The following is a 22,206-nucleotide window of genomic DNA, read 5'->3' on the forward strand; positions in this document are numbered from 1 at the left end:
ATTCCCCCAACAACCATGAGCTCCGTCAAGCAAATCAAAACCTGGTTCCTGATCCACAAATGGACGAGCCTGATCTGCACGGCTTTCCTGCTGATGCTTTGCATTACAGGTCTGCCGCTGATCTTCCATGAAGAAATCGAAGAACTCGAAGGCAAGCCACATCTCGCGAAACAGGTACCGGCCGGAACGCCGCTGGCCGGGCTCGACAAGCTGGCGGAAACCGCGCAGGCCAAGTACCCGAACAAAGTGATCCGGTATGTATATTGGGATGAACATGAACCCAATACCACGTCGTTCAGCCTCTCGGATTCGATCGACGCCCCGCCCGACAATTTCACGGTGGCGATCGTCGACGATCATACGGCAGAGCTGCTCGATACCCCCAACTATCAGGAGGGTTTTATGTATGTGATGCTGCAATTGCATACGGATATGTTCATGGGCATCGGCGGCAAGTTGTTTCTGGGGTTGATGGGGCTGCTTTTCGTGGCGGCGATCGTTTCGGGTATTATGCTGTATGGCCCGATCATGAAACGTTTCGATTTCGGAATGGTCCGCACGGAACGCTCGACCCGGCTGAAATGGCTGGATCTGCATAACCTGCTCGGTGTGGTGACGATCGTGTGGGGAACCGTGGTAGGGCTGACGGGCGTGATTAACACCACTTCGGAAGTCATTTTAGGTTTATGGCAAATGGGCCAGCTGGCCGAGATGACAGCTCCCTACAAAAATGCGCAGCCGCTCACCGGCAAGCTCAGTTCGCTGGATGCGGCCGTGGCCGTAGCGCGTGAGCGGGCACCGGAAATGCAGCCGTCGATCATTACCTACCCGGGTACCGCATTCACGAGCAAGCACCATTACGCCGTGTTCATGAAAGGTAATACGCCATTGACCGAACGCATTATCAAACCGGCATTGATCGACGCCAAAACCGGCAAACTGACCGATATGCGCGACATGCCTTGGTTTGTGAATGCATTGTTCGTTTCAGAACCATTGCATTTCGGCGACTATGGCGGGCTGCCATTGAAAATCATCTGGGCGCTTTTCGATATTGCCACGATCGTCATCCTGGGCAGCGGGCTTTACCTATGGTTTGCGAGAAACAAGGCCACGAAGGCCCATATCAACCGGTTGAGCAAGAACGACACGGAAATCCTGACGGTAATTGCCCAGAAGGAAAATGCGTAACCGGAACGATCATTCAAAAATATCCCGAACATGAAAAGCAATTTTTGGAAAGTATGGGGCATGCCCGTCATCATCGGCATTTTCTCCGGCATAGGCCTACTCTCAGCATTGACCGGCGATAACATCTGGGACGCGGTGTCCTGGCTGGCGCTTGGGTTTCCGGTGGTGGTAAGCCTTTGGTTTTTGAGGAAAAGTTGGGGATAAAATCAAAATTTCCTGCCAACCCACTTGAAAGTTAAAACCAGTCCGGTCATGCTCACGAGCGTACCCCCGATCATCAATACAATCACCACAATATCCCACAGCGGTCGCTTGTAAACGAGAAACCGGAAATCAAAGCTGTGCAGACCGTGGTATAACCATCGTTCCAGCCGGCTCAGGTCCTGGTGTTTAAGCACCACCTGAGCCGTCGCCGGATCGACGTAATACCATTTTTCGTCCTCCGAAGCCATTTTTACCCGAAGCACCGGCAGTCGCTTTTCATGGTTTTTGGAATAATAATAATCATCGTATTCATGCAGCATTACCGCTTCCTTCACCGGTATTGCTGCATTCATTTCCTTTAATTTTGATATAAATGGCTCCGATGGCAGCTGCGTAACCGGTACGGAAGTTTCCTCGTCGGCGGCGAGCAGGCGGGTGTGATGTTCGTCAGCGTAGCCGAGATAGTAAGGCGTTCCGTTCCATTGGACAAGCTGGATTTCCTTCTGGCCAAATTCCGTACCCAATTTCCCGGCAGCGGCGGCAGGTGAAATGCTGAACCTGCGCGTATCCAAAATACCACCCGTCCATACCACCGATTCTTCCGGTTCGAGTCTCGTAAATGGCGCCCAATCCCAGGGTGTCATCGACAGTAATCCGCTGAAAACCCAGGTAAAAACGAACAGCCCGAATGCAAAACCGGTGTAATGGTGCCAGCGGAACCATTTCTTTTTGTAAGGACTGAATGCAATCCCGCGACTACGCTTGTACCGCACAAAGCCCATCGCAATACCCGCAATGCACATGATGCTGCCGATAGTGGAAGACCAGACGACGATATCGTTCCAAAGCGGCCGGTTACGCAACAGTACCGTCGGGTAAATCCAGTGCGGAATAGGGCCCAGCCAGGCGAGGAAACGCTGTTTCGCATTCACCATCTGTACTACCTCGCCCGTCTGCGCGGCTACGTACACATACGTGCGCGCGGTGTCGTACATATGCACGCGGTACACGGGCGTCGTGTATCCCTGCGAGCGCGCGGCGGCCATCCATTGGTCTATTTCGGTCAGGAGCTCGATGCTTTTGATTTTTTCGCCTTTGGTAAATTGCATGGCAAGCCGGGCGGCTAATGCGGTGTCGGCGCCGTTAAACTGTTCTCCGTTATCTGCGAAAACGGCCTGGTAGGTGCCTTTAATGGTGGTAACTCGGTAAATCGGGCGGTTCAGGAGCATTCCCAGCCGGATGGAGCGTAAAGTATCTTTGATTCCTGCGCTGTCGAGGGCTTGCGCGATCGTCAGGTGTGCTTTGCTGAAACCGGGGGCAGGAAGGCGTTGGAGGCGTTCGTGGTACCGCATGGTGGGGTACTTGACGTACATCATCGCGAAGCCTGAGAGGAACCAGATTACGAAGAGCAGGCTTAATGCAAAGCCGAGGTAGCGGTGCATTAGCAGGGTTAGCTTGATTAGCTTTTTCATTTTGTGTACTGGTGCAAATCTCTTGATTTGTACATACTATTTGCAGGCCTCTGGCCGGTCTATATGGCATTATCGCTTTTCCGTATAGACCGGCCGGAGGCCTGCGAATAGTTAGTCACGAAGGGGACCTTCGCGCCATTTGCGCCATTTGCGCATTTACTATAAACTGTACTTCACACTAACCAGAAAATTCCGCGTGGCACCGGGCGAGAACTGGTTCGCGTAGATGGCATTGGCATAATAGCGCTCGTTGAACAGGTTATTGACATTCAACCTGATACCCACGCGCCCCACACGATACCCAACCGCCATATCAGCTATCGTGTAGGCCGGCATCACGAATGTGTTGGCGCTGTTGGTAAATGTCTCGTCCATATAGTTGGCACCGGCACCAATGCTCGCACCCTTCAGGGCACCATTTTGCGCCTCGTAGTTCAGCCACACGTTCACCATATTTTTCGGTGCAAATGCTACCTGCTTCCCCGCTACCGGGTTGACTTCCTGACCGTCGAAAGCCAGATATTTCGCTTTCGAGAGCGTATAACCCGCCGTCACATCCAATCCCGGTGCCAGAGAACCATTGATCTCGGCCTCAAACCCTTTCGATTCCGCCGAGCCGATGCGCTTGTAAATACCGCCCGGCAATGCTTCCAGCTGGTTGTTTTTGCGCATGTAGTAGAATGCCAGATTGGCCGTCCATTTTGCATTCATTTCCAGCCGCGAACCTACTTCGCCCTGGTAACCCGTTTCAGGATCGAACGTTTCGCCGTTTGGGGCCACGCGACGGGCCGGTTTGAAATAGGTGGAATAGGAACCGTATACCGAAAGCGCTTCCAAAGGCTGATACACCAGTCCCGCACGGTAGGTCAATGCAGATTTCGAGATTTTCGACTCCGGTCCTTCCTCGGTCACATTACGGTCGGTGTCGACCTGATCGGTGAAATAGGTACCACGGAAAATGTCGTAACGCAGGCCGATCAAACCTTTCAGTTTTTCACTGATTTTAATCCAATCCTGCACATAAATGCCATGCACATTCTCCATAGTTGCACGGTAGTAGGTGTCCTTGAAATCAATATAACCCTGGTTCAGAATGGGGTTCCGAACAGAAACGGTCGCATTCTTCCCTGGCCCGAAAACATCGCCGTTGTAAGTCTTGCGGTCGAGAATACTCAGCGAATAACCCGCCAGGAGCTTGTGTGAAATGCCTTTGGTATCAAACTCGTAAGTCAGTTCCAGCTGGTTTTGCAGCGGCTTGGTAAGGTGGTTGAAATAGAACGGGAACGAACGGTTCAGTGAATCGAGCGTAGCGTTGAACGACAGCTCCTCGGTCGAGAAGTAGTTGATATTATCGTCGTAGTACGAAAGCTGGTCGGAAAGCGTCAGGCCGGAATTGAAACGGTGCACATATTTCAGCTGGTAGTCGTAGCGCGTATGTTTCAGGAAATCGGCGGGGTCGTTGTAACGCGCGTCGCGGTCCATACCCGGCGCCAGTTTGCTGCCTTCGAGCATCGGCAGACCGGTGTCGGTGTCGTAAATGTCCTTATTGGCGCCGATGGTCAGGTAAAAAAGGTCGCGCCCGGTAGGCGTGTATTCCAATGCGAGGTAGCCATTGTTGGTATTCGAGCCCGAATGGCGGTAGCCGTCCGTATCCGACATTCCGAAATCGACGCGGTACCGCAGCTTGTCGTTGATAGGCCCGCCCGCTCCTGCGCGGATGCGACGGGTGTTGAAACTGCCATAAGCAGCCGAAAAATCGGCTTTGAAATCCGCCGTAGGCCGTTTCCGGGCGATATTAATGATCCCACCCAAAGCCGAATGCCCGAAAAGCACGGAGGCAGGGCCTTTCAATACTTCCACACTTTCCACATTGGCGAGATTGGTACTGGGTGCACTAGTGGAAATGTTATGCCGCTCGTCGCGCACGCCATCGACCATCAGTACAAAATTGGAAAAACCACGGATCGTGAAATGCTGGAAGCCACCATAGGTATTGTTGGCCCTTACGCCGGTGGTGTTTTTCATGGCTTCCTGCAAATCGTCGATGCCACGCTGCTCGATGGTCCGGACGGAAACAGCCGAGGTCGTCAGCGGCATGTCGCGCAACGGCACGTCGATTTTGTTGATGCCTGAAAATGCACTGCGGTGCGTACCGGAAACAGTGATTTCCGACAAATGGTGGGTACTGGAAACGCTGTCAGCAGCATTCGTACGTGCGGTTTGTGCCAATGCACCGTTCAAAGGAGATACCAGTGCCGCTGCCAGCAGGGCACAAAGAGAGGCCTCCCCGATTCTGCCATACCGCGGGCAGCGGGTCGTAAAAATGAACATACTTTTAACCGTTTAAGGTGAGTAATGATCCGAAAAAAGGCAGGTCTCCTGACTTGTAACATTTATGCCGTCCTTCCCGATACAATTATGAATGATCGAATGATTGAATGACTGAATAGTTTTCTCCTATTCAATCATTCAGTCATTCAGTCATTCGAAATTGAATTCCCAGTGGACATCACCCTGGCATAAACTATCCCGTTACTTACAGTTGCGCGACAGTTCGTGATTTGCACACGATTCCCTATTAATTCACTGAATGTGAAACCTTTTTCTTTTGGAAAATAAATTAAAGAACTTGTTTGGGGCGCAAAGTTATGATTTAATCATAGTTTGCGGCTTTGAAATGAAAGATTAATTAAATCAAAAAAACTGCCGTATGGAAAGACAAGTCGATATTCGGGTCCGGCATTGGGTGTTTGTGGATGAGGTCAAATTTTTCGGGCCCGGGCGCTATGAACTGCTCGAACGCATTGCCGAAACCGGCTCTATTGCACAGGCCGCCAAGGAGATGGGACTTTCGTATAAAAAAGCCTGGGCGATGGTCGATGCGCTCAATACATTGGGCAAAGGCCCTTATGTAGTTACACAAAAAGGAGGCACCAAAGGAGGAGGCGCAGTGCTTACCGACACCGCACGGAGCGTCATGACCGCCTACAAACGCCTGAACGATAAGCTGCTCGCCGCATTGGCCGAAGAACAGGAGCTTTTATCACTCATCTGATGTAACTCGTCAATTTTTTCCCGCCCATTGTCCGGGACTCATTATATTTGCGATATACCCGTTTATACATATCGCTTTTCTAATGAGAAAATTGCTACTACTCCTACTCACCCATCTTTCGTTTGCCGCTCTGGCACAGGAAACGCCCTCGTCAGCTGACCGCACCTTTCAATTGGGCGAAGTCCGCGTGTCGGGCATCAGCAACCGCGACAGCATCGCTTCCCGCCTCTCCTACCGCACCATCGAGCAGTTCAACCGCAACGACCTTTCCAATGCATTGAATATCCTGCCCGGTGTGAGCATTGCCAACGTCGGGCCTCGGAACGAGTCGGTCGTATACGTGCGCGGGTTCGACCTGCGCCAGGTGCCCGTGTACATCGACGGCGTACCCGTGTACGTGCCTTACGACGGTTATGTGGATATGGGCCGCTTCACGACGTTCGATCTCGCCGAAGTGAATGTTTCCAAAGGTTTCGCCTCGATATTGTATGGCGCCAACACGATGGGCGGGGCCATTAACCTCGTGTCGCGCAAACCGGTGAGCAAGTTCGAGATCAATGGCCGGGCCGGTGTTTTCAGCGGCGACGGTTACCGATGGAACGTGAATGCAGGGTCGCGGCTCGGCAAATTCTTTTACCAGGTCGGTGCATCGCAGCTCAAACAGGACACCTACCCGCTTTCCGACGATTTCAAACCCCGGAAATACCAGCAAACGGCCGACCGCGAGAATGCGTACCGCGACGACCTGAAATTCAGCGTCAAAGCAGGATTTACGCCCAATGCCACCGACGAATATGTGATCGGATACATCAACCAGCACGGCGAAAAAGGTACGCCGCCGTACGTGGGCGACGATTCCAAAATCACGACGCGCTTCTGGAAATGGCCGAAATGGAACAAGCAGAGCCTGTATTTTATTTCCAATACGGCGGTTGGCGAGAAAAGCAAGGTCAAAACACGGCTTTACTACGATACATTCGTGAACTCGCTGTTCAGCTACGACGATACGACTTATACTGCCCAAACCAAAGGTTACGCATTCCAGAGCTTCTACGACGACTACACGCTCGGCGGCAATGCGGAATTCGAATCCCGGGCTTGGGACAATAATGTGTTCAAATTCAATGTGCAGTACAAGCGCGACATCCACCGCGAGCACGACAAAGGCGAGCCGGTGCAATCGTACATCGACAATACCGTTTCCATCGGCATCGAGAACACCTACCAGATCATCCCCTCGCTGGCCGTCGTACCGGGCATTAGTTTTAATGCAAGAAATGCAAGCCAGGCGCAGGAATACAATGCCACGACCAAAGAGCTGAGCGATTTCGCCGACAGTAAAAACAATGCCGTGAATGCGCAGATCGGGCTTTTCTGGGACATTACCGCCAGCCATTCGCTTCGTGGTACCGTTGCGCGCAAAACCCGTTTCGCGACCATCAAGGACCGTTATTCCTACCGCATGGGCCAGGCCATTCCGAATCCCGACCTGCACTCGGAAGTCGCATTGAACTACGACCTCGGCTATTCGGGCAAAGTGGCTGAAAAGCTCGCATTGCAAGCCAGTATTTTCCAAAGCAATATCGACGACATTATCCAGCAAGTGGACAATGTACAGCCGGGCCGTTTCCAGTTGCAAAATGCCGGAAAAGCCCGTTTCTATGGAGCGGAGGCCGGTTTCGATTACCAGATCATCAACGGACTGAAACTCGGCTCGAACTATTCGTTTATCAAACGGAAAAACAAAACCAACCCGGCGATCCTGTTCACGAATGTGCCGGAGCACAAAGTATTCGCCTACGCCGACTTCTCGTTCCTGAAAGTGGCCAACCTGCTCGCCAGCGTGGAAAACAATAGCAGCCGGTACAGTACCAGCTATGGCACCAAAGCGGGCGCTTACACGCTCGTGAATGCGAAAGCTTCGGTGAAATTGTATAAATTCATTTCGGCCGAAGCCGGTATCAACAACATTTTCGACAAGAATTACACGCTTGTGGAAGGCTTCCCGGAAGCAGGCAGGAATTTCTTCGTGAACCTGGTTTTCAATTATTTTTAAAACAATGTCGGGACGTCGCAAGGTATTGACGAGGTACAATTTCGTGGGTTCGGGATGGGTTGTTAGCGTCCTGAGCGCCACTTTTTGCGTTTTCGCCAGTCTGGTTTCCATCACGCACAAAACCCCGGTACCTTACGAACTGAAATACCCGGCCAATTTTGGCTCGCGTTTCATCATTCCCGCCGACAACCCAACCACACAAGAGGGTGCGTACCTTGGCCGGATGCTCTTTTATGAGAAAAAGCTTTCCGCCAACAACAAATTCTCCTGCGAAAGCTGCCACGAGCAAAAACTGGCATTCACCGATGGCCGGCCTGTGAGCCTGGGCGTGGACGGCAGCTACCTGGCTGGCCAATACCAACCCACCGCCGCTCAAATCCGGGGCATGCAGCTTTTCGAAAACGGCCCCGACCCGAAACGCGGCATCCGCGGCGCCAACTGCGGGCATTGCCACGGCGGTCCGAAGACCTTCAAGGAGCTTTTTCACAACAATGGCCTCGATAGTACATTTGCCGATTCCGGCCGCGAAAAGATCACCGCCCAATCGATGGACAAAGGCCGCTTTCGCGTTCCTACCCTTCGAAATATCGTCCTTACCGCGCCTTATATGCATGACGGCCGTTTCAAAACCATCGAAGCCGTCCTCGATCATTATAGCGAGCACATTCGGCAGAGCGAAACGCTAAGCAGCTTTTTACAGGATATTTCCAACGATGAGAATGGTAGCAATCTGAGCCTCAAACCGCAGGAGAAGAAGGACATTATCGCATTTTTCGGCATGCTCACCGATTCGGCATTCATCACGAACCCCGCATTTTCAAACCCGCATTCCATTTCAAAAGCCCAATAACATGCAAGAAATCAAGACATTCAGAAACAAACTCCTCCTGTGCGCAACGCTCATGTGCGCACTCGCGACGCATACGTATGCACAAACCGCAGCCACGCTAACAATTTCCGGCGAAGTAACCACGCCGCTCGAACTGAAAACGCAGGATCTGGCCGCGATGAAGCAGATCAGCCACAAAGTGAAAGACCGCGACGGGAAGGAACATGAGTTCAAAGGCGTCGCGTTGATTGAACTGCTTGAAAAAGCCGGGGTAACCACGGGCGCGAAACTGCGGGGTGAAAATCTCGCCAAATACGCATTGATCACCGCTGCCGACGGTTACGAAGTACTTTACGCGCTCGCCGAAATCGACCCGGAATTTACCGACCAGGTGATTTTGCTGGCCACCGAGAAGGACGGCCAGCCATTGCCTGCCGGCGAAGGCCCCTTCCGCATTGTCACACCGAAAGACAAGAAACCCGCACGCTGGATCCGCGAGGTAAGGAGCATTAAAATTGCATTTGCCAAAAACTGATTTCAGAACGCACATTCCAGAACGCCGGTCAGTGGGCCGGCGTTCTTTCTGTTTGGGCAAAATTGAAATACTGGCAGGCACCCAGCACAGACATTTCCGCCGACAATTTATAAGTACCCCACGGATAAGACGCTTCCGTTTTGAGGACCAGCTTTTTAGTATTACCCATTGCTTTTTGGGGCCCTTTCAAAAGCTCGGCTACTGGCCTGCCATCCATTGTGGCAGGTTTTGGCAGACCATAAATACTGAGGACCGTAGGAACGATATCGATGTTGGAAGTCGGCAATTCAGTAGTCGCGCCAGCTTTAAAGTCAGGTCCGGCAGCAAGCAATGCGATATTGATTTCATAAGGACTGGAACCTCCGTGGCCTGCCACGCCGCCTGAAAAATCGGTACCTGCATACCCCTTATCATTTTTAGCGTCGTTCCAATTCGGGGCTACCAGAATATCACCGGAGCGTTTGGGATGATTGTAATGGATCAGGTCGAAGGAAAGCGTGCCTTTTACCTCGCCCTTTGCGTCGCCTTTTTTAATACCTTTTGTAAAAACTGCCCCTACCCATTCCTGCTTGTGCAATGCGGCTACGATGCTGGAAATGACTTTTTCGTCATGGTTTTTGACATAAATCGCGCCCTCCGCCACTACCACGTCGTCCGATTCCTTGTCTTTCTTAAAACCTTCCCTGATCAGAAAGTCAGCCAGGCCCGGCTTTTCCTTGTGCGTCACGAAACCGTGGTCGGTGGAAATGATCACATTATATCGCTCGTCCGTACCTTTCGCCTGCAATGCATCCATAATGCGTCCAAATTGCCCGTCGACGTATCTGATCGCTTTCACTGCCTCCTCCGAACCGATACCATGCTCATGCGCAGCACCGTCCGGGTCCGAAAACCAGATCGCGCTTACCAGCGGGCCGTTTTTGATCAAACCATATTTCAACAATGCATCGGTAATCCATTTGTGACGCCCCATTTCTTCATCGGTACCCTGGCTAACCAGGCCGATTTCATCCGAAACCTGCTTTTTGAACGACTCGGGTAAAATCAAATCCGGATTGACAACGGCGCCGTTCACCGTATGGTTTTGCAAAAAAGCCTGTCCGGTAGTTCCCGAACTAAAAACCATCATCTTCTGACCGGCATCCGCCAACACTTCGCCGAGCGATTTCGCCGTCAGGAGTGGCCCCGACGTAGCCCCGGGGATTTTGCTCAGATCACCATAACTGGTTCCGATAGACTTGTTGGGCGCAACCTCCGGAATGTAAATCGAATTACCCAGCAGCCCGTGCGTGCCCGGATAAGAACCTGTCGCGTAAGACGCAGAATTCACCCGCGTTACCGTTGGGAAGACGCTGTGATGATGCTTTCCCCATGCCGCACGTTTTTTAAATGCAAACAGATTGGGCATTTGCGCTTCGGTAATGTAATCCGGGCGCAGGCCGTCGAAAAACACAATGAGTGTTTTGACTTCAAAACGGTGATCGGTTGTATTCTGCGCATGACCCAATTGCAAAGAAACAGCCAGGAAAAAGCAGAGCAGGTAATGGAAATGTGGTTTCATCGATACAAAGGATTATCGGATTTCGGAAACGGTAACCGTGTGTTTGCTGCGCTGGATGCCGTACAGCGAGATTTTACCCACTACTGAGCGGTCAATGGCTATGCCCTGCCCCTTGATCGGCGCTGGTAATGTACTGATATGCTGCAATGTATAGCCCGATTTCGGGAGTTTCAGCACATACACTTCGCCCCGGTCGTGGCCGGTGCAATAGAGCAGCCCATCGCCTCCCCATGCCCCTCCGGAATTGCTTTTGGGCGTAAACAAATCGACAAGGTTTTTCGGGAACACCCAAGCCTCCACCTGCCGCCATTCCATATCATATTTCACCAGCGACGTCCACCGCACATCGCGCCCCTCGCTCGCCTCCTTGCCCGCATAATGCGCGAAGCCGATAAACCAGTGACCATCCTTCTGGTCGAGCCAGGTAAGCGACCCGTGCTGGGCGATGCCAAAGCTGTGCGTATCGACGTGCTTCATTGTCTTTACGTCAAATATTTCCACCGAGCTCGTCATCGGAATTTCAGGATAATTCGAGTTGGCGCAATACAGCCTCCCCTTGATTACGACCCCGCTATTCAAATGGACTATACCCTCCTTCGTGCCGTCCCAGGTCGCAACGAGCTTTCCATCCGTTTTCAAATGCTTGGTAATGGTGCTGTTATTGATGACATAAAAATGCTGCGCGTCCACCGCGACGGCCTGCTTGGCTTCTCCTACGTCGAATGTCTTCACGGTTGGAAGCGTTTGCGAAAATGCGGGCTGAAATGCTGTCAAAAGCAGTAAAAACGTGCAGAATAACAGCGGTTTAAGAAGAGTCATAAAGGTTTTAAATGTTTCAAATCCTAAAAGTAGCGAAAGCAGCAGTTTTCTACTTTACCGGAATATGATCAATCGTTACTGCCGTTCGGACATTGCCGGGATCTTGCATATCTGACCGGCCGGAGGCCTGCGAATAGTTTGTTTGAAGGTCGACCTTGAAACAAGCTGGCCTTCACACCAGCATTAGCCTGAAATACTTCAAATGCAGTAATGCAGGTAACACATCGATTTCTATTCACCATGCATGCCCAAACCCGCTTCAAGCAACTCATTACCATCCTGCTATTCCTGGCCGCCTATTTTCCATGCGCCGCGCAATCCATCGACCTGAAAAATGCATCCTGGGTCATTTCGCCTAATGTTCCATCACCGATGAAAGAAACCGCTCCCGCGGTATTGACGGAGGAAATCGCGAAACGGACGGGGATAACGCTCAAAAATGCCATCGGTTGGCCAAAAGGTAATGCCCCGGTAATTGCCTTCGCATTGGCGTCGGATAAGACATTGCTCTCGCGTAATGTTCCTGCGGGCGACGGAAACGGTCCCGGGTTCAATCCGGAAGGTTACCGCATCGCCACCGAAACGACGAATACCGGAAAAACCATCTGGATCATCGGCGCCGATGCGCGCGGTGTGCTGTTCGGTACGGGATATTTGCTGCGGCATTTGAAAATGAGCAAGGCATTTATGGGCAGGCCGCTTCTGGAACTCGATGGGCCTGTAAATATGGCGTCGTCGCCCGCCTACCCGATCCGCGGACATCAGTTGGGTTACCGTTCTACCGCCAATACTTACGACGCCTGGACGGTCGCGCAGTTTGACCAGTACATCCGGGAACTGGCAATTTTTGGCAGCAATGCGGTAGAAGGCATTCCGTTCCACGAAGACGATAAGCCGAGCCCGCATTTCAAAATCCCGGCCAGGGAAATGCGTATCAAAATGAGCGAGATTTGCCGGAAGTACGATATGGATTACTGGGTATGGACACCCGCGACGTTCGAACTGACCGACCAAGCCAAACGTCAGGCGGAATTGGATATGCACGAGCAATTTTACAAAGAAATTCCCCGCCTCGACCACATATTCTTTCCCGGCGGCGACCCGGGCGATAACCATCCGTCCGAAGTGTTGCCATTTCTGAAAGAGCTGCAAACCAGGCTGGTGAAGTATCATCCCAAAGCCAAAATGTGGATTTCCCTGCAAGGGTTCGACACCGAGCAGATCGATTATTTTTACCAATACCTGGAAACCGAAAAGCCGACCTGGCTGCAAGGCGTTGTATCCGGCCCGGGTAGCCCGCCCATGGCCGAAACGCGCTACCGCCTGCCGAAGCAATACCAGCACCGCCAATATCCCGACATTACGCATTCAGTACGCTGCGAATTCCCGGTCGAAAAGTTCGATCAGGCATTTGCTTTGACACTCGGCAGGGAATCCGTGAATCCGCGACCCTTCGCATTTGCCAAAATCCACGCGAAATATGCACCGTTCACAGACGGCTTCGTCTCCTATTCCGACGGCAGCCACGACGATGTGAACAAAGTACTGTGGAGCATGCGCGGCTGGGACCCGCAAGCGGATGTGCATGGGATTCTCCAAGAATATTCGAGGTTTTTCTTTGGCCATAACTCAATTGCCGCGAGTGCTATTGAAGGATTGGAACAAAACTGGAAAGGGCCGTTGACAGAAAATGGTGGGGTGGAAATGACTTACCTGAATTGGCGGGTGTTCCGAAGAGTAGAAGAAACATTGGAAGGCAACTGGCGCTGGCAAATGCTGGTGCTCAGAGCATATTATGACCAGTATACACGTCTCCGTCTCATTTACGAACAGGATTTGGAAAAGCAGGCAAATGCGATCCTCGCGACCGCTACCAAAGACAATTTAAATGAGGCGATGGACAAGGCGTTGGCGATCGTCAACCAGGCTGACCAGCATTCTGTCGACCGCGACCTTTATAAAGAGATTGTTGACCTAAGCGACGCCCTGTACAAATCTATCGGCCTGCAAACCAGCACCGAAAAACACAAGCCGCGTAACCCGGAACGGGGTGTCGTAATGGATTTCGTAAACTACCCGCTCAACAACCGCTGGTGGCTGGCCGATGAATTTGAAAAGATCAGAAAAATGACCAATCCCGACGAGCAACTGGCGAGATTGCAGACCATTGCATTCTGGGAAAATCCCGGACCGGGAAGCTATTACGATGATATTTCCAGCGTAGCGAAGGGCCCGCGCGTGAAAACCATTTCCGAAGACGCTACCGACGTGGCGTGGTGGGACAACGGCATGAGCCGCAAACGCCTCTCCACGCAGCTGTTCCAGCGCGAACCCGAGCTGGACTACGAAAACCTCGACCCGCACGCCCGCTACATCATACGCGTTGCAGGCGAAGGCGACGCGCTCCTGCGTGTGGACGGGCGCAGGCTTTCGCCGGTGATGTACAACAAAGAACCGGAGACATTCAAAGAATGGATCGTTCCGTTGAGTCTCACCCGGGACGGCAAAATTTCCGTCACCTTCGACGGCCCGGAAGAATCGCATCTGAACTGGCGCAAACAGTCGAAAATTTCGGACGTGTGGTTGTTGAAACAGCCCTGATGATCGGCCGGAGGCCTGTTAGGTCAAGGATTGAAATCGTTTTCAAAATACATCCAGTCGATGTGGAACATCGGGCTCTTCATCTTTTCATTCCTGAAAACCAGGTAAAGATCGTGGACGCCGCTACCGCCACTCACCGGCAGCAGTATTTCTTTCCAACCGGTTTTAAGGTCGTCCAGTCGTCCGCCCGGCACTTCGGTTTTGCCCAGCAACAGGCCTTCCCGGCCACCCTGCCGCAACTCGATCGTCCCGCCGGCGCCATGTTCCTGAATACGCAACCGGATGTTTTTAATATGCGAAAGGTCTATTTGATTAAACCGCGTGTATTTGCCATTGGTAATATTCGCGATGTAGGAAACGTAACCCGTGTTTTGTGTTGCAATTACCACCCCTACATTTCCTTCCTGGTAATCCTCCATTTGCACAAGCGGATTGCGCAGCACAATGTGGCTGGCAGTCTTCTGGGGGCCGATGCCATTCGCACCTTTATCGGTATAAGAAGCCTGCACCACATAAGCACCTTCATTGCCCTTACCGATGTGCTCAGTTAGTTTCAGCTGGGCCGAAAGCGGCGTTTGGGCCGCGTTTTTGCCCAATGAAAGAATATAGCCCGCTATCGCCTTCGCATCTTTTTCGGGCAGGTCGGCGTGGGGCGGCATCGGGTATGAACCCCAGTTTCCACTACCGCCCGTGATGATCTTGCGCGCGAGCATATCGTGTGCGTCCGCGTTACCCGCGTATTTTTTGGAAATATCCTTCAATGCCGGCCCTATCGACTTGGTCTCCATCGTGTGGCAAGCCTTGCAATCCAGCGAAGCATACAGATTCGCCGTGGCTGCATGCCGGATATTATCCCCTTCCGTGCCCGACAATGCGCCTGCAAGGTCCTTCCCAAAAGCCAGGTAGTGAAAACCCGCATGGATTTTGGCCCGCTCGATCTTGCCGTCTTCCTTGTCGGTAATTTTAATATTGTAATCAAATGGGGCATTATCCCAATAGAAGCTGCGGTTGGCCTTCGTCTCGATTTTTACATCCGGCGGCGTGTTACCGATCTTGAACTCGGTCGTGGCCGTACCTTTACCGCCATGCTGGTCGGAGACGGTGAGGACCACATTGTAAATGCCAGGTTTGGTAAAAGTATGCTTCGCTTCCTCGCCCACCAGCTTTTTCGTCCCGATCTTCCATTCGTAAGTCAGCTTGTCGTTAGCGTCGTAATCCTTCGAACCTTTGGCTGAAAGGGTGGCTGTGAAAGGCGCCGCTCCGATGGTTTTGCCGGTCGTCACGGCCGCTACCGGATTGCGGTTGCCTTCGGCGTACTCCACCCGGATGATCCCCGAATCGGTATTGCGGGCAAACCAGTTGGTACCGTAGGCCAGCAGGTAAATAGCGCCGTCGGGCGCGATCTGCATATCGATCGGCGCAACCACTTTCAGTTGCGGCAGAAACGGCTCCATACCGACGTAGTTACCGTTCGCATCCATCGTCACCGCCATGATCCATTTCCGGATCCATTCAAAAATGAACAGCTTGCCATTATAATATTCCGGAAGCTTGTAAGGCGCATTGGGGTACAAATCGCTGTAATACACGGGACCGGCCATGGCACTGGCGCCGCCTTTGCCTACGAGCGGATATTTTTTAGAAGGCCCCTTGCCATACCAGATGAATGCGGGTTGTGCGGGGGGCAAGTCGCGGGTACCCGTGTTATGCGGCGAATCGTTGTGCGGCTTTTGCGGGTCTTTTCCCGGACCTTCCTTTTTTGTGGCGAAATCGTAGTCGGGAAACACCTCATTGTCCCCCAGGAAATAGGGATAACCGAAAAATCCCGGCTTGCGGGCCTGGTTAATTTCGTCGTAACTCATCTTACCTTCACTGCCCGGCACCTCCGTATCCGGGCCCACATCGCCCCAGTACAGGTACCTGGTCTTCGGGTCGATGGAAATGCGGAACGGGTTCCTGACGCCCATGGCGTAAATCTCGGGCTTCCCTTGCGAACCGTCCTTTGGAAAGAGGTTACCCTCCGGAATGCTGTAAGTCCCGTCCGGCTCCGGCTTGATCCTCAAAATTTTGCCCCTGTAATCATTGCTGTTGGCGGTCGCAGCCTGGTCGTCCGAAAGCTCGCGCCCGGGGCGCTCGTCGATGGGCGTATGCCCCTCGATTTCCTCGGCATTGGTATTGTCGCCGATCGATAAATAAAGCAACCCTCCTGAAAATGTAAGGTATCCCGCGGAATGGCAGCAGTATTTGCGCTGGGTAGGGACTTCCAGCAGCACTTTTTTAGAATCCTGGATCAAATTTTGCCCTTTCAGCTCGAAACGCGCCAGCTGGCTGACGCTCTTCTCGCCGCCTACGCCATAATAGAAGTATATCCAGTTGTTATTCCTGAAATCCGGGTCGACCGCCACACCGAGCAGCCCGTCCTCAATGCCGCTGAAAACGTTGAACTGTGCAATGGTCGAAAGCTCTTTGGTGGCATTGTTAAAATACCGCACGGCGCCCTTACGCTCGGCTACAACCATATCGTAGTTCGGAAGTATCGCCATCTCCATCGGCTCATCCAGGCCCGACACCAGTTTGGTATAGGTAAACCGGCTCGAATCCGGCCCCCCGGAAAATTCAGCAATACGGACCGGACGGTCGCTCCCAACGTTTCGGAACAAAGGCTTATCATGCCGACTCACCGAAGCCAGGCAAAGCCCCCCGGCCAGCAAGAGCCCCAAAGAAGATTTCATTTTTTTCACCTGATAGACTTAGTAAAATGGTTTAGGAAATGTGGTTCAACTTAAAATTTATTTTTGACTTACGCCAACCGTCAGTTGAAACTGACGGTAATAGATATTGGTTTTTTCCCAATATGATCCAAGATATGTAATACTGACCAAAGTCAGTTTTTCCTACTCCTTCCCGTCATCCGTTCCGCTTGTCGCAAGCTCCAATTTTGGACAAGGTTTAATCCGGACCATGATCATGAGCATATTGACGGCCGCGGAGGCCATTCCCGATACACGACATATTTGTTACCATTGCGGCGAGGAATGCCGCGACGAGGTGCTGCACGCCGACGACCACGATTTCTGTTGCGAAGGCTGCGCTACCGTTTACAGCCTGCTGAAAGAGCGTGATCTTTGCCGGTATTATGCGATCGGCGGCGCGCAGGGCATTTCGCCCGACGCGGCGTTCTATAAAGGCAAATACGACCACCTGGATCAGCCGGAGGTATTTGCCAAAATGGTCGAATTCACGGACGGGCGCCTGACCACCGTGTATTGGTACCTTCCGAAAATGCATTGCAGCTCGTGCATCTGGTTGCTCGAACACCTCTACCGCCTCAACCCGGCGGTACGGAGTTCGGTGGTGAATTTTCCGGAGAAGAAGGTCAGGATCACGTTCGATACGCCCACCTTGCATCTGAGCGAGCTCGCCGCGCTACTCACGCGCATCGGGTACGAGCCGTATTTAAGTATGGATGATCTGTCCGGTAAAAAAGCGGGCAAATGGAACCGTGCACGGCTTTACAAAATCGGCATCGCGGGTTTTGCATTCGGCAATATCATGATGCTGAGCTTTCCCGAGTATTTCCATTTAGGACAAAATACTTCCGATCAGAACCTGCGTACGCTTTTTGGCATACTGAACCTTGCATTGAGCCTGCCGGTGCTGTTTTATTGCGCGGCGGACTTTTACAAATCGGCGTGGTCGGCGCTGAAAGGGCGTTACCTGAATATCGACGCGCCGATTGCGCTCGCATTGAGCTGCGTTTTCCTGATCAGCATTTACCAACTCGTCACCCGAACCGGCCCCGGGTATCTGGATTCATTTGCCGGCGCCGTGTTTTTCATGCTCGTCGGCCGGTATTTTCAGGACAAAACTTACGCCGGAGTTTCGTTCGATCGTGATTACAAATCCTATTTTCCGATCGCCATTTCTGTTCTGAACGACGGTAGCGAAACCCGCAAACCCATTACCGACCTCCGAAAAGGCGACCGGATGCTGGTCAGAAACGAGGAACTGATCCCCGCCGATGCCGTGCTGCTAAGCGCGGGTGCGATGATCGATTACAGCTTCGTCTCCGGCGAATCGCAGCCGGTGGAAAAACGGAAAGGTGATACCGTCTACGCTGGCGGCAAGCAAAAGGGCGCGGCCATCGAGCTGGAAGTATTGCGCGAGGTGTCGCAGAGCTACCTGACGCAACTCTGGAATAATGAAGCATTTGCAACAGAGAAAGATGATGCCGATAAGTCGCTCGCGGCGCGCATTAACCGCTACTTTTCGATGGTTGTGCTCAGTATTGCGGTAATCACCTTCACCATCTGGTTTTTAGTATTCAACAATCCTGAAACCGCGTTTCTAGCATTCACTACCACGCTGCTCGTAGCCTGCCCGTGCGCATTACTGCTTTCATCGACTTTCACGAACGGTAACCTGCTGAGCGTTTTCAGTCGTAACCGTTTTTACCCTAAAAATGCATCCAGTATCGAGCGACTGGCCCATACCGATGCCGTCGTTTTTGATAAAACAGGCACCATTACCCTCCCCGACGACGCCGAAATCGAGTTTACCGGCGAACCGTCAACACACGACGAACTGGTAATGATCAAAACCCTGGTGGGACAATCTTCTCACCCGCTCAGCAGGCTTATCGCTAAGCATTTGGCCGATGTACCCGCCAGCCGGCGCGTGCTCACGGGCTTTTCTGAGACGAGCGGCAGGGGAATGGCTGCGCAATGGGGCACACGAATTGTGAAGGTAGGCTCGGCCTGCTGGGTAGGCGCTACCGTCCCTGAGCACAATAGCGGGCAATCAAGCCGGGTATATGTGGCTATCGATGAGGTCGTGAAAGGCTATTTTACGATCCGCAGCAAATACCGCCCCGAGCTGCCGGAAACGCTGGCCGCACTGCACCGGGCAGGTATCCGTACCTACCTGCTCTCGGGCGACCGCTCTGCCGACCGCAATTTGCTGGCTCCGCTTTTCGGACCGGAGGCATTACTCCTTTTTAATCAAAAACCCGAACAGAAACTGGATTTCGTCCGCGAGTTGCAACGCGAAGGCCGCCACGTGCTCATGGTCGGCGACGGGCTGAACGACGCCGGCGCATTACGCCAAAGCGACGTGGGGCTTGCGGTGTCGGACGATATCAACAACTTCTCCCCTTCCTGCGACGCGATCGTCGAAGGCAACCAGCTCAGCCTGCTACCCGGCTACATTGCCCTTGCCCGAAGCGGCCAGCGCATTATCCGTCAGAGCTTTACCATTTCATTGATATACAACATCCTGGGGCTCTCATTTGCCGTAACCGGCCACCTCTCGCCGGTCATCGCGGCGATCCTGATGCCGGTCAGTTCCATTACCATCGTGGCATTCACGACGCTTGCCAGCAATGCAGCTGCACGACGGTATCTCAAAAACTGACGAATGTCATAAAACGGACGTAGCACTTATCATCCTTTGCCAGCACCTCTGCCGGTAGTTTTGGCCTATCAAAATCACCTAACCAGATCCTCATCATGAGCGCATTATATCTGCTGATCATCGCCAGCCTGACGGTGGCGCTGGGATTCCTGGGCGCATTCATATGGTCGGTGCGGAAGGGCCACTACGACGATGACTACACGCCTTCCGTACGCATTCTGCTTGACGATTCCGAGAAGCCATAACCACCAGAACCTGAACTGATTTTATCATTTATCCTCAACAAGTTATGTCAAACGTTCCGCATCCCGGCCTCTCCTCCGTCGAGTTGGATGAATTCCAGTACGACAACCGCATTGTCCGGGACTTCGCCATTGCCACGATCCTCTTCGGGCTCATCGGCATGCTCGTGGGCTTGCTGGCAGCATTACAGCTCGTTTTCCCAAACCTGAATTTCGACCTGCCGTTCCTGACATTCAGCCGTATCCGGCCGCTGCATACCAATGCGGTGATCTTTGCATTCGTCGGAAACGGCTTTTTCACAGGACTTTACTACTCGGTTCCACGCGTGTTGCGCACGCCCATATGGAGCCCGGTACTGAGCCGCTTCCACTTCTGGGCGTGGCAGGCCATTATCCTCGGTGCAGCCATTTCACTGCCAATGGGTTTCACCACTTCCAAAGAATATGCCGAGCTGGAATGGCCGTTCGATATCGCTATTGCCGTCGTGTGGGTTTCAGCATTGGTTAATATTATCATGACTACGATTAACCGCCGCGTGGAGCATATTTACGCAGCGGTGTGGTTCTACATCGCTTCTTTTGTGACCGTTGCGATGCTGCACGTCGTGAATAGCATTGAGCTGCCGATCTCGTTCATGAAAAGCTACTCCGTATATGCGGGCGTACAGGACGCGCTCGTGCAATGGTGGTACGGGCATAACGCGGTCGCTTTCTTTCTGACGACGCCTTACCTGGGCCTGATGTACTACTTCCTGCCCAAAGCGGCCAACCGGCCCATTTATTCCTACCGGCTTTCGATCGTACACTTCTGGGCATTGATATTCCTGTACATCTGGGCTGGCCCGCATCATTTGCTCTACACGGCATTACCCGAATGGGCGCAGACGCTCGGTACCGTATTCTCGGTAATGCTCATCGCGCCTTCCTGGGGCGGTATGATGAACGGATTGATGACGCTGCGCGGGGCGTGGGATAAGGTGCGTGAGGATGTGGTGCTGAAATTCATGGTGGTAGCCATTACCGCTTATGGTATGGCCACTTTCGAAGGACCGATGCTTTCCCTCAAAAACGTAAATGCCATTGCCCACTACACCGACTGGATCGTAGCGCACGTACACGTGGGGGCGCTCGGGTGGAACGGTTTCCTGACATTCGGTATCCTTTACTGGCTCTTCCCGCGCCTCTACGGTCGCCCGTTGTATTCAACCAAAGCCGCCAATTTCCACTTCTGGATCGGCACGCTCGGGATCATTTTCTATACTATTCCAATGTACTGGGCCGGCTGGGTGCAGAGCTCGATGTGGAAGGAGTTTACGCAGGAAGGTCTGCTGAAATATCCCAACTTCCTCGAAACCGTAACGGCCCTCAAACCCCTGTATTTCCTCCGCGGCGTGGGCGGCACGTTGTACCTCGTTGGATTTGTGGTGATGATTTATAACCTGTGGATGACGGCGCTGAAAGGTAAGCTCGTACCTACCGAAACCGCCAAAGCCATGCCGCTGAATGCGATCTGGCATGCGGAAAAGAGCGAATACTGGCACCGCCGGCTGATGGAACGGAAACCATTGGCATTAACCATATTCTCCCTCGTAGCCGTCGCTATCGGCGGAATGATCGAGATGATCCCGACATTCCTCGTCGAATCCAACGTGCCTACCATTGCGAGCGTGAAACCTTACACGCCGCTGGAATTGCAGGGCCGCGACATTTACGTCCGCGAAGGCTGCTACGTGTGCCATACGCAAATGATCCGTCCGTTCCGGTCCGAAATCGAGCGGTTTGGGGAGTATTCCAAATCGGGGGAATTTGTATACGACCACCCGCACCAATGGGGCTCCAAACGTACCGGGCCGGATCTGCAACGCGTAGGCGGCAAGTACCCCGACTCCTGGCATTACAACCACATGGAAGACCCGACCAGCATGTCGCCGGGCTCCATAATGCCCCGCTACGGCTGGCTGCTCGAAAACGACCTCGATACGACCACAACCAAAGCAAAGATCAAAGCCATGCAAACGCTGGGCGTGCCCTACGAAAAAGGTTACGAACACCAGGCCAACGCCGATCTCGTAAAGCAGGAAAAGGAAATCCAGGAACGTCTGAAACAAAGCGGCATCAAGACGGCCGCCAATAAAGAGATCGTGGCGCTGATTGCTTACATGCAACGGCTTGGGACGGATATTAAAAAATGATTGAATGAGTGAATTGTGAATGAGTGAATGAGTGAAT

General features: G+C 52.7%; 15 protein-coding genes and 1 riboswitch. Of the genes, 10 read left to right on the plus strand and 5 right to left on the minus strand.

What is annotated here, in order from left to right; all coding sequences use genetic code 11:
• The first annotated feature begins 15 nt into the window (after window positions 1-15).
• Window positions 16-1,191, plus strand: a complete 1,176-nt coding sequence (locus BMW93_RS00400; RefSeq protein WP_090373223.1) for a PepSY domain-containing protein — start codon at window positions 16-18, stop codon at window positions 1,189-1,191.
• Between the two features lie 30 nt (window positions 1,192-1,221).
• Window positions 1,222-1,395, plus strand: coding sequence for a hypothetical protein (locus BMW93_RS00405; RefSeq protein ID WP_218147645.1), 174 nt, complete (start codon window positions 1,222-1,224; stop codon window positions 1,393-1,395).
• Window positions 1,396-1,397: 2 nt separating this feature from the next.
• Here BMW93_RS00405 and BMW93_RS00410 read toward each other — a convergent pair whose 3' ends face one another.
• Window positions 1,398-2,867, minus strand: a complete 1,470-nt coding sequence (locus BMW93_RS00410; RefSeq protein ID WP_090373225.1) for a PepSY domain-containing protein — start codon at window positions 2,865-2,867, stop codon at window positions 1,398-1,400.
• Window positions 2,868-3,026: 159 nt separating this feature from the next.
• Window positions 3,027-5,198 carry a TonB-dependent siderophore receptor gene (locus BMW93_RS00415; protein ID WP_090373226.1) on the minus strand — a complete coding sequence of 724 codons (2,172 nt, stop codon included), beginning with the start codon at window positions 5,196-5,198 and terminating at the stop codon, window positions 3,027-3,029.
• Window positions 5,199-5,218: 20 nt separating this feature from the next.
• Window positions 5,219-5,485: riboswitch (cobalamin riboswitch) on the minus strand.
• A gap of 92 nt (window positions 5,486-5,577) precedes the next feature.
• On the opposite strand from BMW93_RS00415, the gene BMW93_RS00420 reads away from it, so the two are divergent.
• The 4 genes from BMW93_RS00420 (at window position 5,578) to BMW93_RS00435 (ending at window position 9,342) form a co-directional block, all read left to right on the plus strand.
• Complete coding sequence (locus BMW93_RS00420) at window positions 5,578-5,922, plus strand: winged helix-turn-helix domain-containing protein (RefSeq protein WP_090373227.1); 345 nt, start codon at window positions 5,578-5,580, stop codon at window positions 5,920-5,922.
• Between the two features lie 82 nt (window positions 5,923-6,004).
• A complete protein-coding gene (locus tag BMW93_RS00425; RefSeq protein ID WP_090373228.1) occupies window positions 6,005-7,978 on the plus strand; it encodes a TonB-dependent siderophore receptor in 1,974 nt (657 codons plus the stop codon).
• Window positions 7,979-7,982: 4 nt separating this feature from the next.
• Window positions 7,983-8,828, plus strand: coding sequence for a cytochrome-c peroxidase (locus BMW93_RS00430; RefSeq protein ID WP_090373229.1), 846 nt, complete (start codon window positions 7,983-7,985; stop codon window positions 8,826-8,828).
• A 1-nt stretch (window position 8,829) separates the two neighbouring features.
• Window positions 8,830-9,342 (plus strand): molybdopterin-dependent oxidoreductase, encoded by a 513-nt coding sequence (locus BMW93_RS00435; protein WP_218147646.1) that lies wholly within the window; start codon window positions 8,830-8,832, stop codon window positions 9,340-9,342.
• A 28-nt stretch (window positions 9,343-9,370) separates the two neighbouring features.
• Here BMW93_RS00435 and BMW93_RS00440 read toward each other — a convergent pair whose 3' ends face one another.
• Together BMW93_RS00440 and BMW93_RS00445 are read right to left on the minus strand one after the other, a co-directional pair.
• Window positions 9,371-10,903, minus strand: coding sequence for an alkaline phosphatase family protein (locus BMW93_RS00440; protein WP_090373230.1), 1,533 nt, complete (start codon window positions 10,901-10,903; stop codon window positions 9,371-9,373).
• A 12-nt stretch (window positions 10,904-10,915) separates the two neighbouring features.
• Window positions 10,916-11,722, minus strand: a complete 807-nt coding sequence (locus BMW93_RS00445) for a hypothetical protein (RefSeq protein ID WP_090373231.1) — start codon at window positions 11,720-11,722, stop codon at window positions 10,916-10,918.
• 240 nt (window positions 11,723-11,962) lie between these two features.
• Here BMW93_RS00445 and BMW93_RS00450 point away from each other — a divergent pair, with 240 nt between their 5' ends.
• On the plus strand, window positions 11,963-14,323 hold the full coding sequence (locus tag BMW93_RS00450) for a hypothetical protein (RefSeq protein ID WP_090373232.1): 2,361 nt from the start codon (window positions 11,963-11,965) through the stop codon (window positions 14,321-14,323).
• 23 nt (window positions 14,324-14,346) lie between these two features.
• Here the strand turns inward: BMW93_RS00450 and BMW93_RS00455 are convergent, their stop codons facing one another.
• Window positions 14,347-17,055: a PQQ-dependent sugar dehydrogenase gene (locus tag BMW93_RS00455; RefSeq protein WP_090373233.1), complete on the minus strand. Its 2,709-nt coding sequence runs from the start codon at window positions 17,053-17,055 to the stop codon at window positions 14,347-14,349.
• Between the two features lie 235 nt (window positions 17,056-17,290).
• On the opposite strand from BMW93_RS00455, the gene BMW93_RS00460 reads away from it, so the two are divergent.
• From BMW93_RS00460 to ccoN, 3 genes are all read left to right on the plus strand, one after another.
• On the plus strand, window positions 17,291-19,735 hold the full coding sequence (locus BMW93_RS00460; protein ID WP_229240110.1) for a heavy metal translocating P-type ATPase metal-binding domain-containing protein: 2,445 nt from the start codon (window positions 17,291-17,293) through the stop codon (window positions 19,733-19,735).
• A 95-nt stretch (window positions 19,736-19,830) separates the two neighbouring features.
• Window positions 19,831-19,980, plus strand: coding sequence for a cbb3-type cytochrome oxidase assembly protein CcoS (ccoS, locus tag BMW93_RS00465; RefSeq protein ID WP_090373235.1), 150 nt, complete (start codon window positions 19,831-19,833; stop codon window positions 19,978-19,980).
• A 44-nt stretch (window positions 19,981-20,024) separates the two neighbouring features.
• The gene (ccoN, locus tag BMW93_RS00470; RefSeq protein ID WP_090373236.1) at window positions 20,025-22,169 is read left to right on the plus strand and encodes a cytochrome-c oxidase, cbb3-type subunit I; all 2,145 of its coding nucleotides are present in this window, start codon (window positions 20,025-20,027) and stop codon (window positions 22,167-22,169) included.
• Window positions 22,170-22,206: the final 37 nt, after the last annotated feature.

Origin of the sequence: Dyadobacter sp. SG02 (assembly GCF_900109045.1) — a bacterium.
GTDB lineage: Bacteria > Bacteroidota > Bacteroidia > Cytophagales > Spirosomataceae > Dyadobacter.

Excerpts from the sequence above, each read along its gene's own strand:
- BMW93_RS00400 (WP_090373223.1), top strand. The coding sequence starts at position 16 with ATGAGCTCCGTCAAGCAAATCAAAACCTGGTTCCTGATCCACAAATGG.
- BMW93_RS00405 (WP_218147645.1), top strand. The coding sequence starts at position 1,222 with ATGAAAAGCAATTTTTGGAAAGTATGGGGCATGCCCGTCATCATCGGC.
- BMW93_RS00410 (WP_090373225.1), bottom strand. The coding sequence starts at position 2,867 with ATGAAAAAGCTAATCAAGCTAACCCTGCTAATGCACCGCTACCTCGGC.
- BMW93_RS00415 (WP_090373226.1), bottom strand. The coding sequence starts at position 5,198 with ATGTTCATTTTTACGACCCGCTGCCCGCGGTATGGCAGAATCGGGGAG.
- BMW93_RS00420 (WP_090373227.1), top strand. The coding sequence starts at position 5,578 with ATGGAAAGACAAGTCGATATTCGGGTCCGGCATTGGGTGTTTGTGGAT.
- BMW93_RS00425 (WP_090373228.1), top strand. The coding sequence starts at position 6,005 with ATGAGAAAATTGCTACTACTCCTACTCACCCATCTTTCGTTTGCCGCT.
- BMW93_RS00430 (WP_090373229.1), top strand. The coding sequence starts at position 7,983 with ATGTCGGGACGTCGCAAGGTATTGACGAGGTACAATTTCGTGGGTTCG.
- BMW93_RS00435 (WP_218147646.1), top strand. The coding sequence starts at position 8,830 with ATGCAAGAAATCAAGACATTCAGAAACAAACTCCTCCTGTGCGCAACG.
- BMW93_RS00440 (WP_090373230.1), bottom strand. The coding sequence starts at position 10,903 with ATGAAACCACATTTCCATTACCTGCTCTGCTTTTTCCTGGCTGTTTCT.
- BMW93_RS00445 (WP_090373231.1), bottom strand. The coding sequence starts at position 11,722 with ATGACTCTTCTTAAACCGCTGTTATTCTGCACGTTTTTACTGCTTTTG.
- BMW93_RS00450 (WP_090373232.1), top strand. The coding sequence starts at position 11,963 with ATGCATGCCCAAACCCGCTTCAAGCAACTCATTACCATCCTGCTATTC.
- BMW93_RS00455 (WP_090373233.1), bottom strand. The coding sequence starts at position 17,055 with ATGAAATCTTCTTTGGGGCTCTTGCTGGCCGGGGGGCTTTGCCTGGCT.
- BMW93_RS00460 (WP_229240110.1), top strand. The coding sequence starts at position 17,291 with ATGAGCATATTGACGGCCGCGGAGGCCATTCCCGATACACGACATATT.
- ccoS (WP_090373235.1), top strand. The coding sequence starts at position 19,831 with ATGAGCGCATTATATCTGCTGATCATCGCCAGCCTGACGGTGGCGCTG.
- ccoN (WP_090373236.1), top strand. The coding sequence starts at position 20,025 with ATGTCAAACGTTCCGCATCCCGGCCTCTCCTCCGTCGAGTTGGATGAA.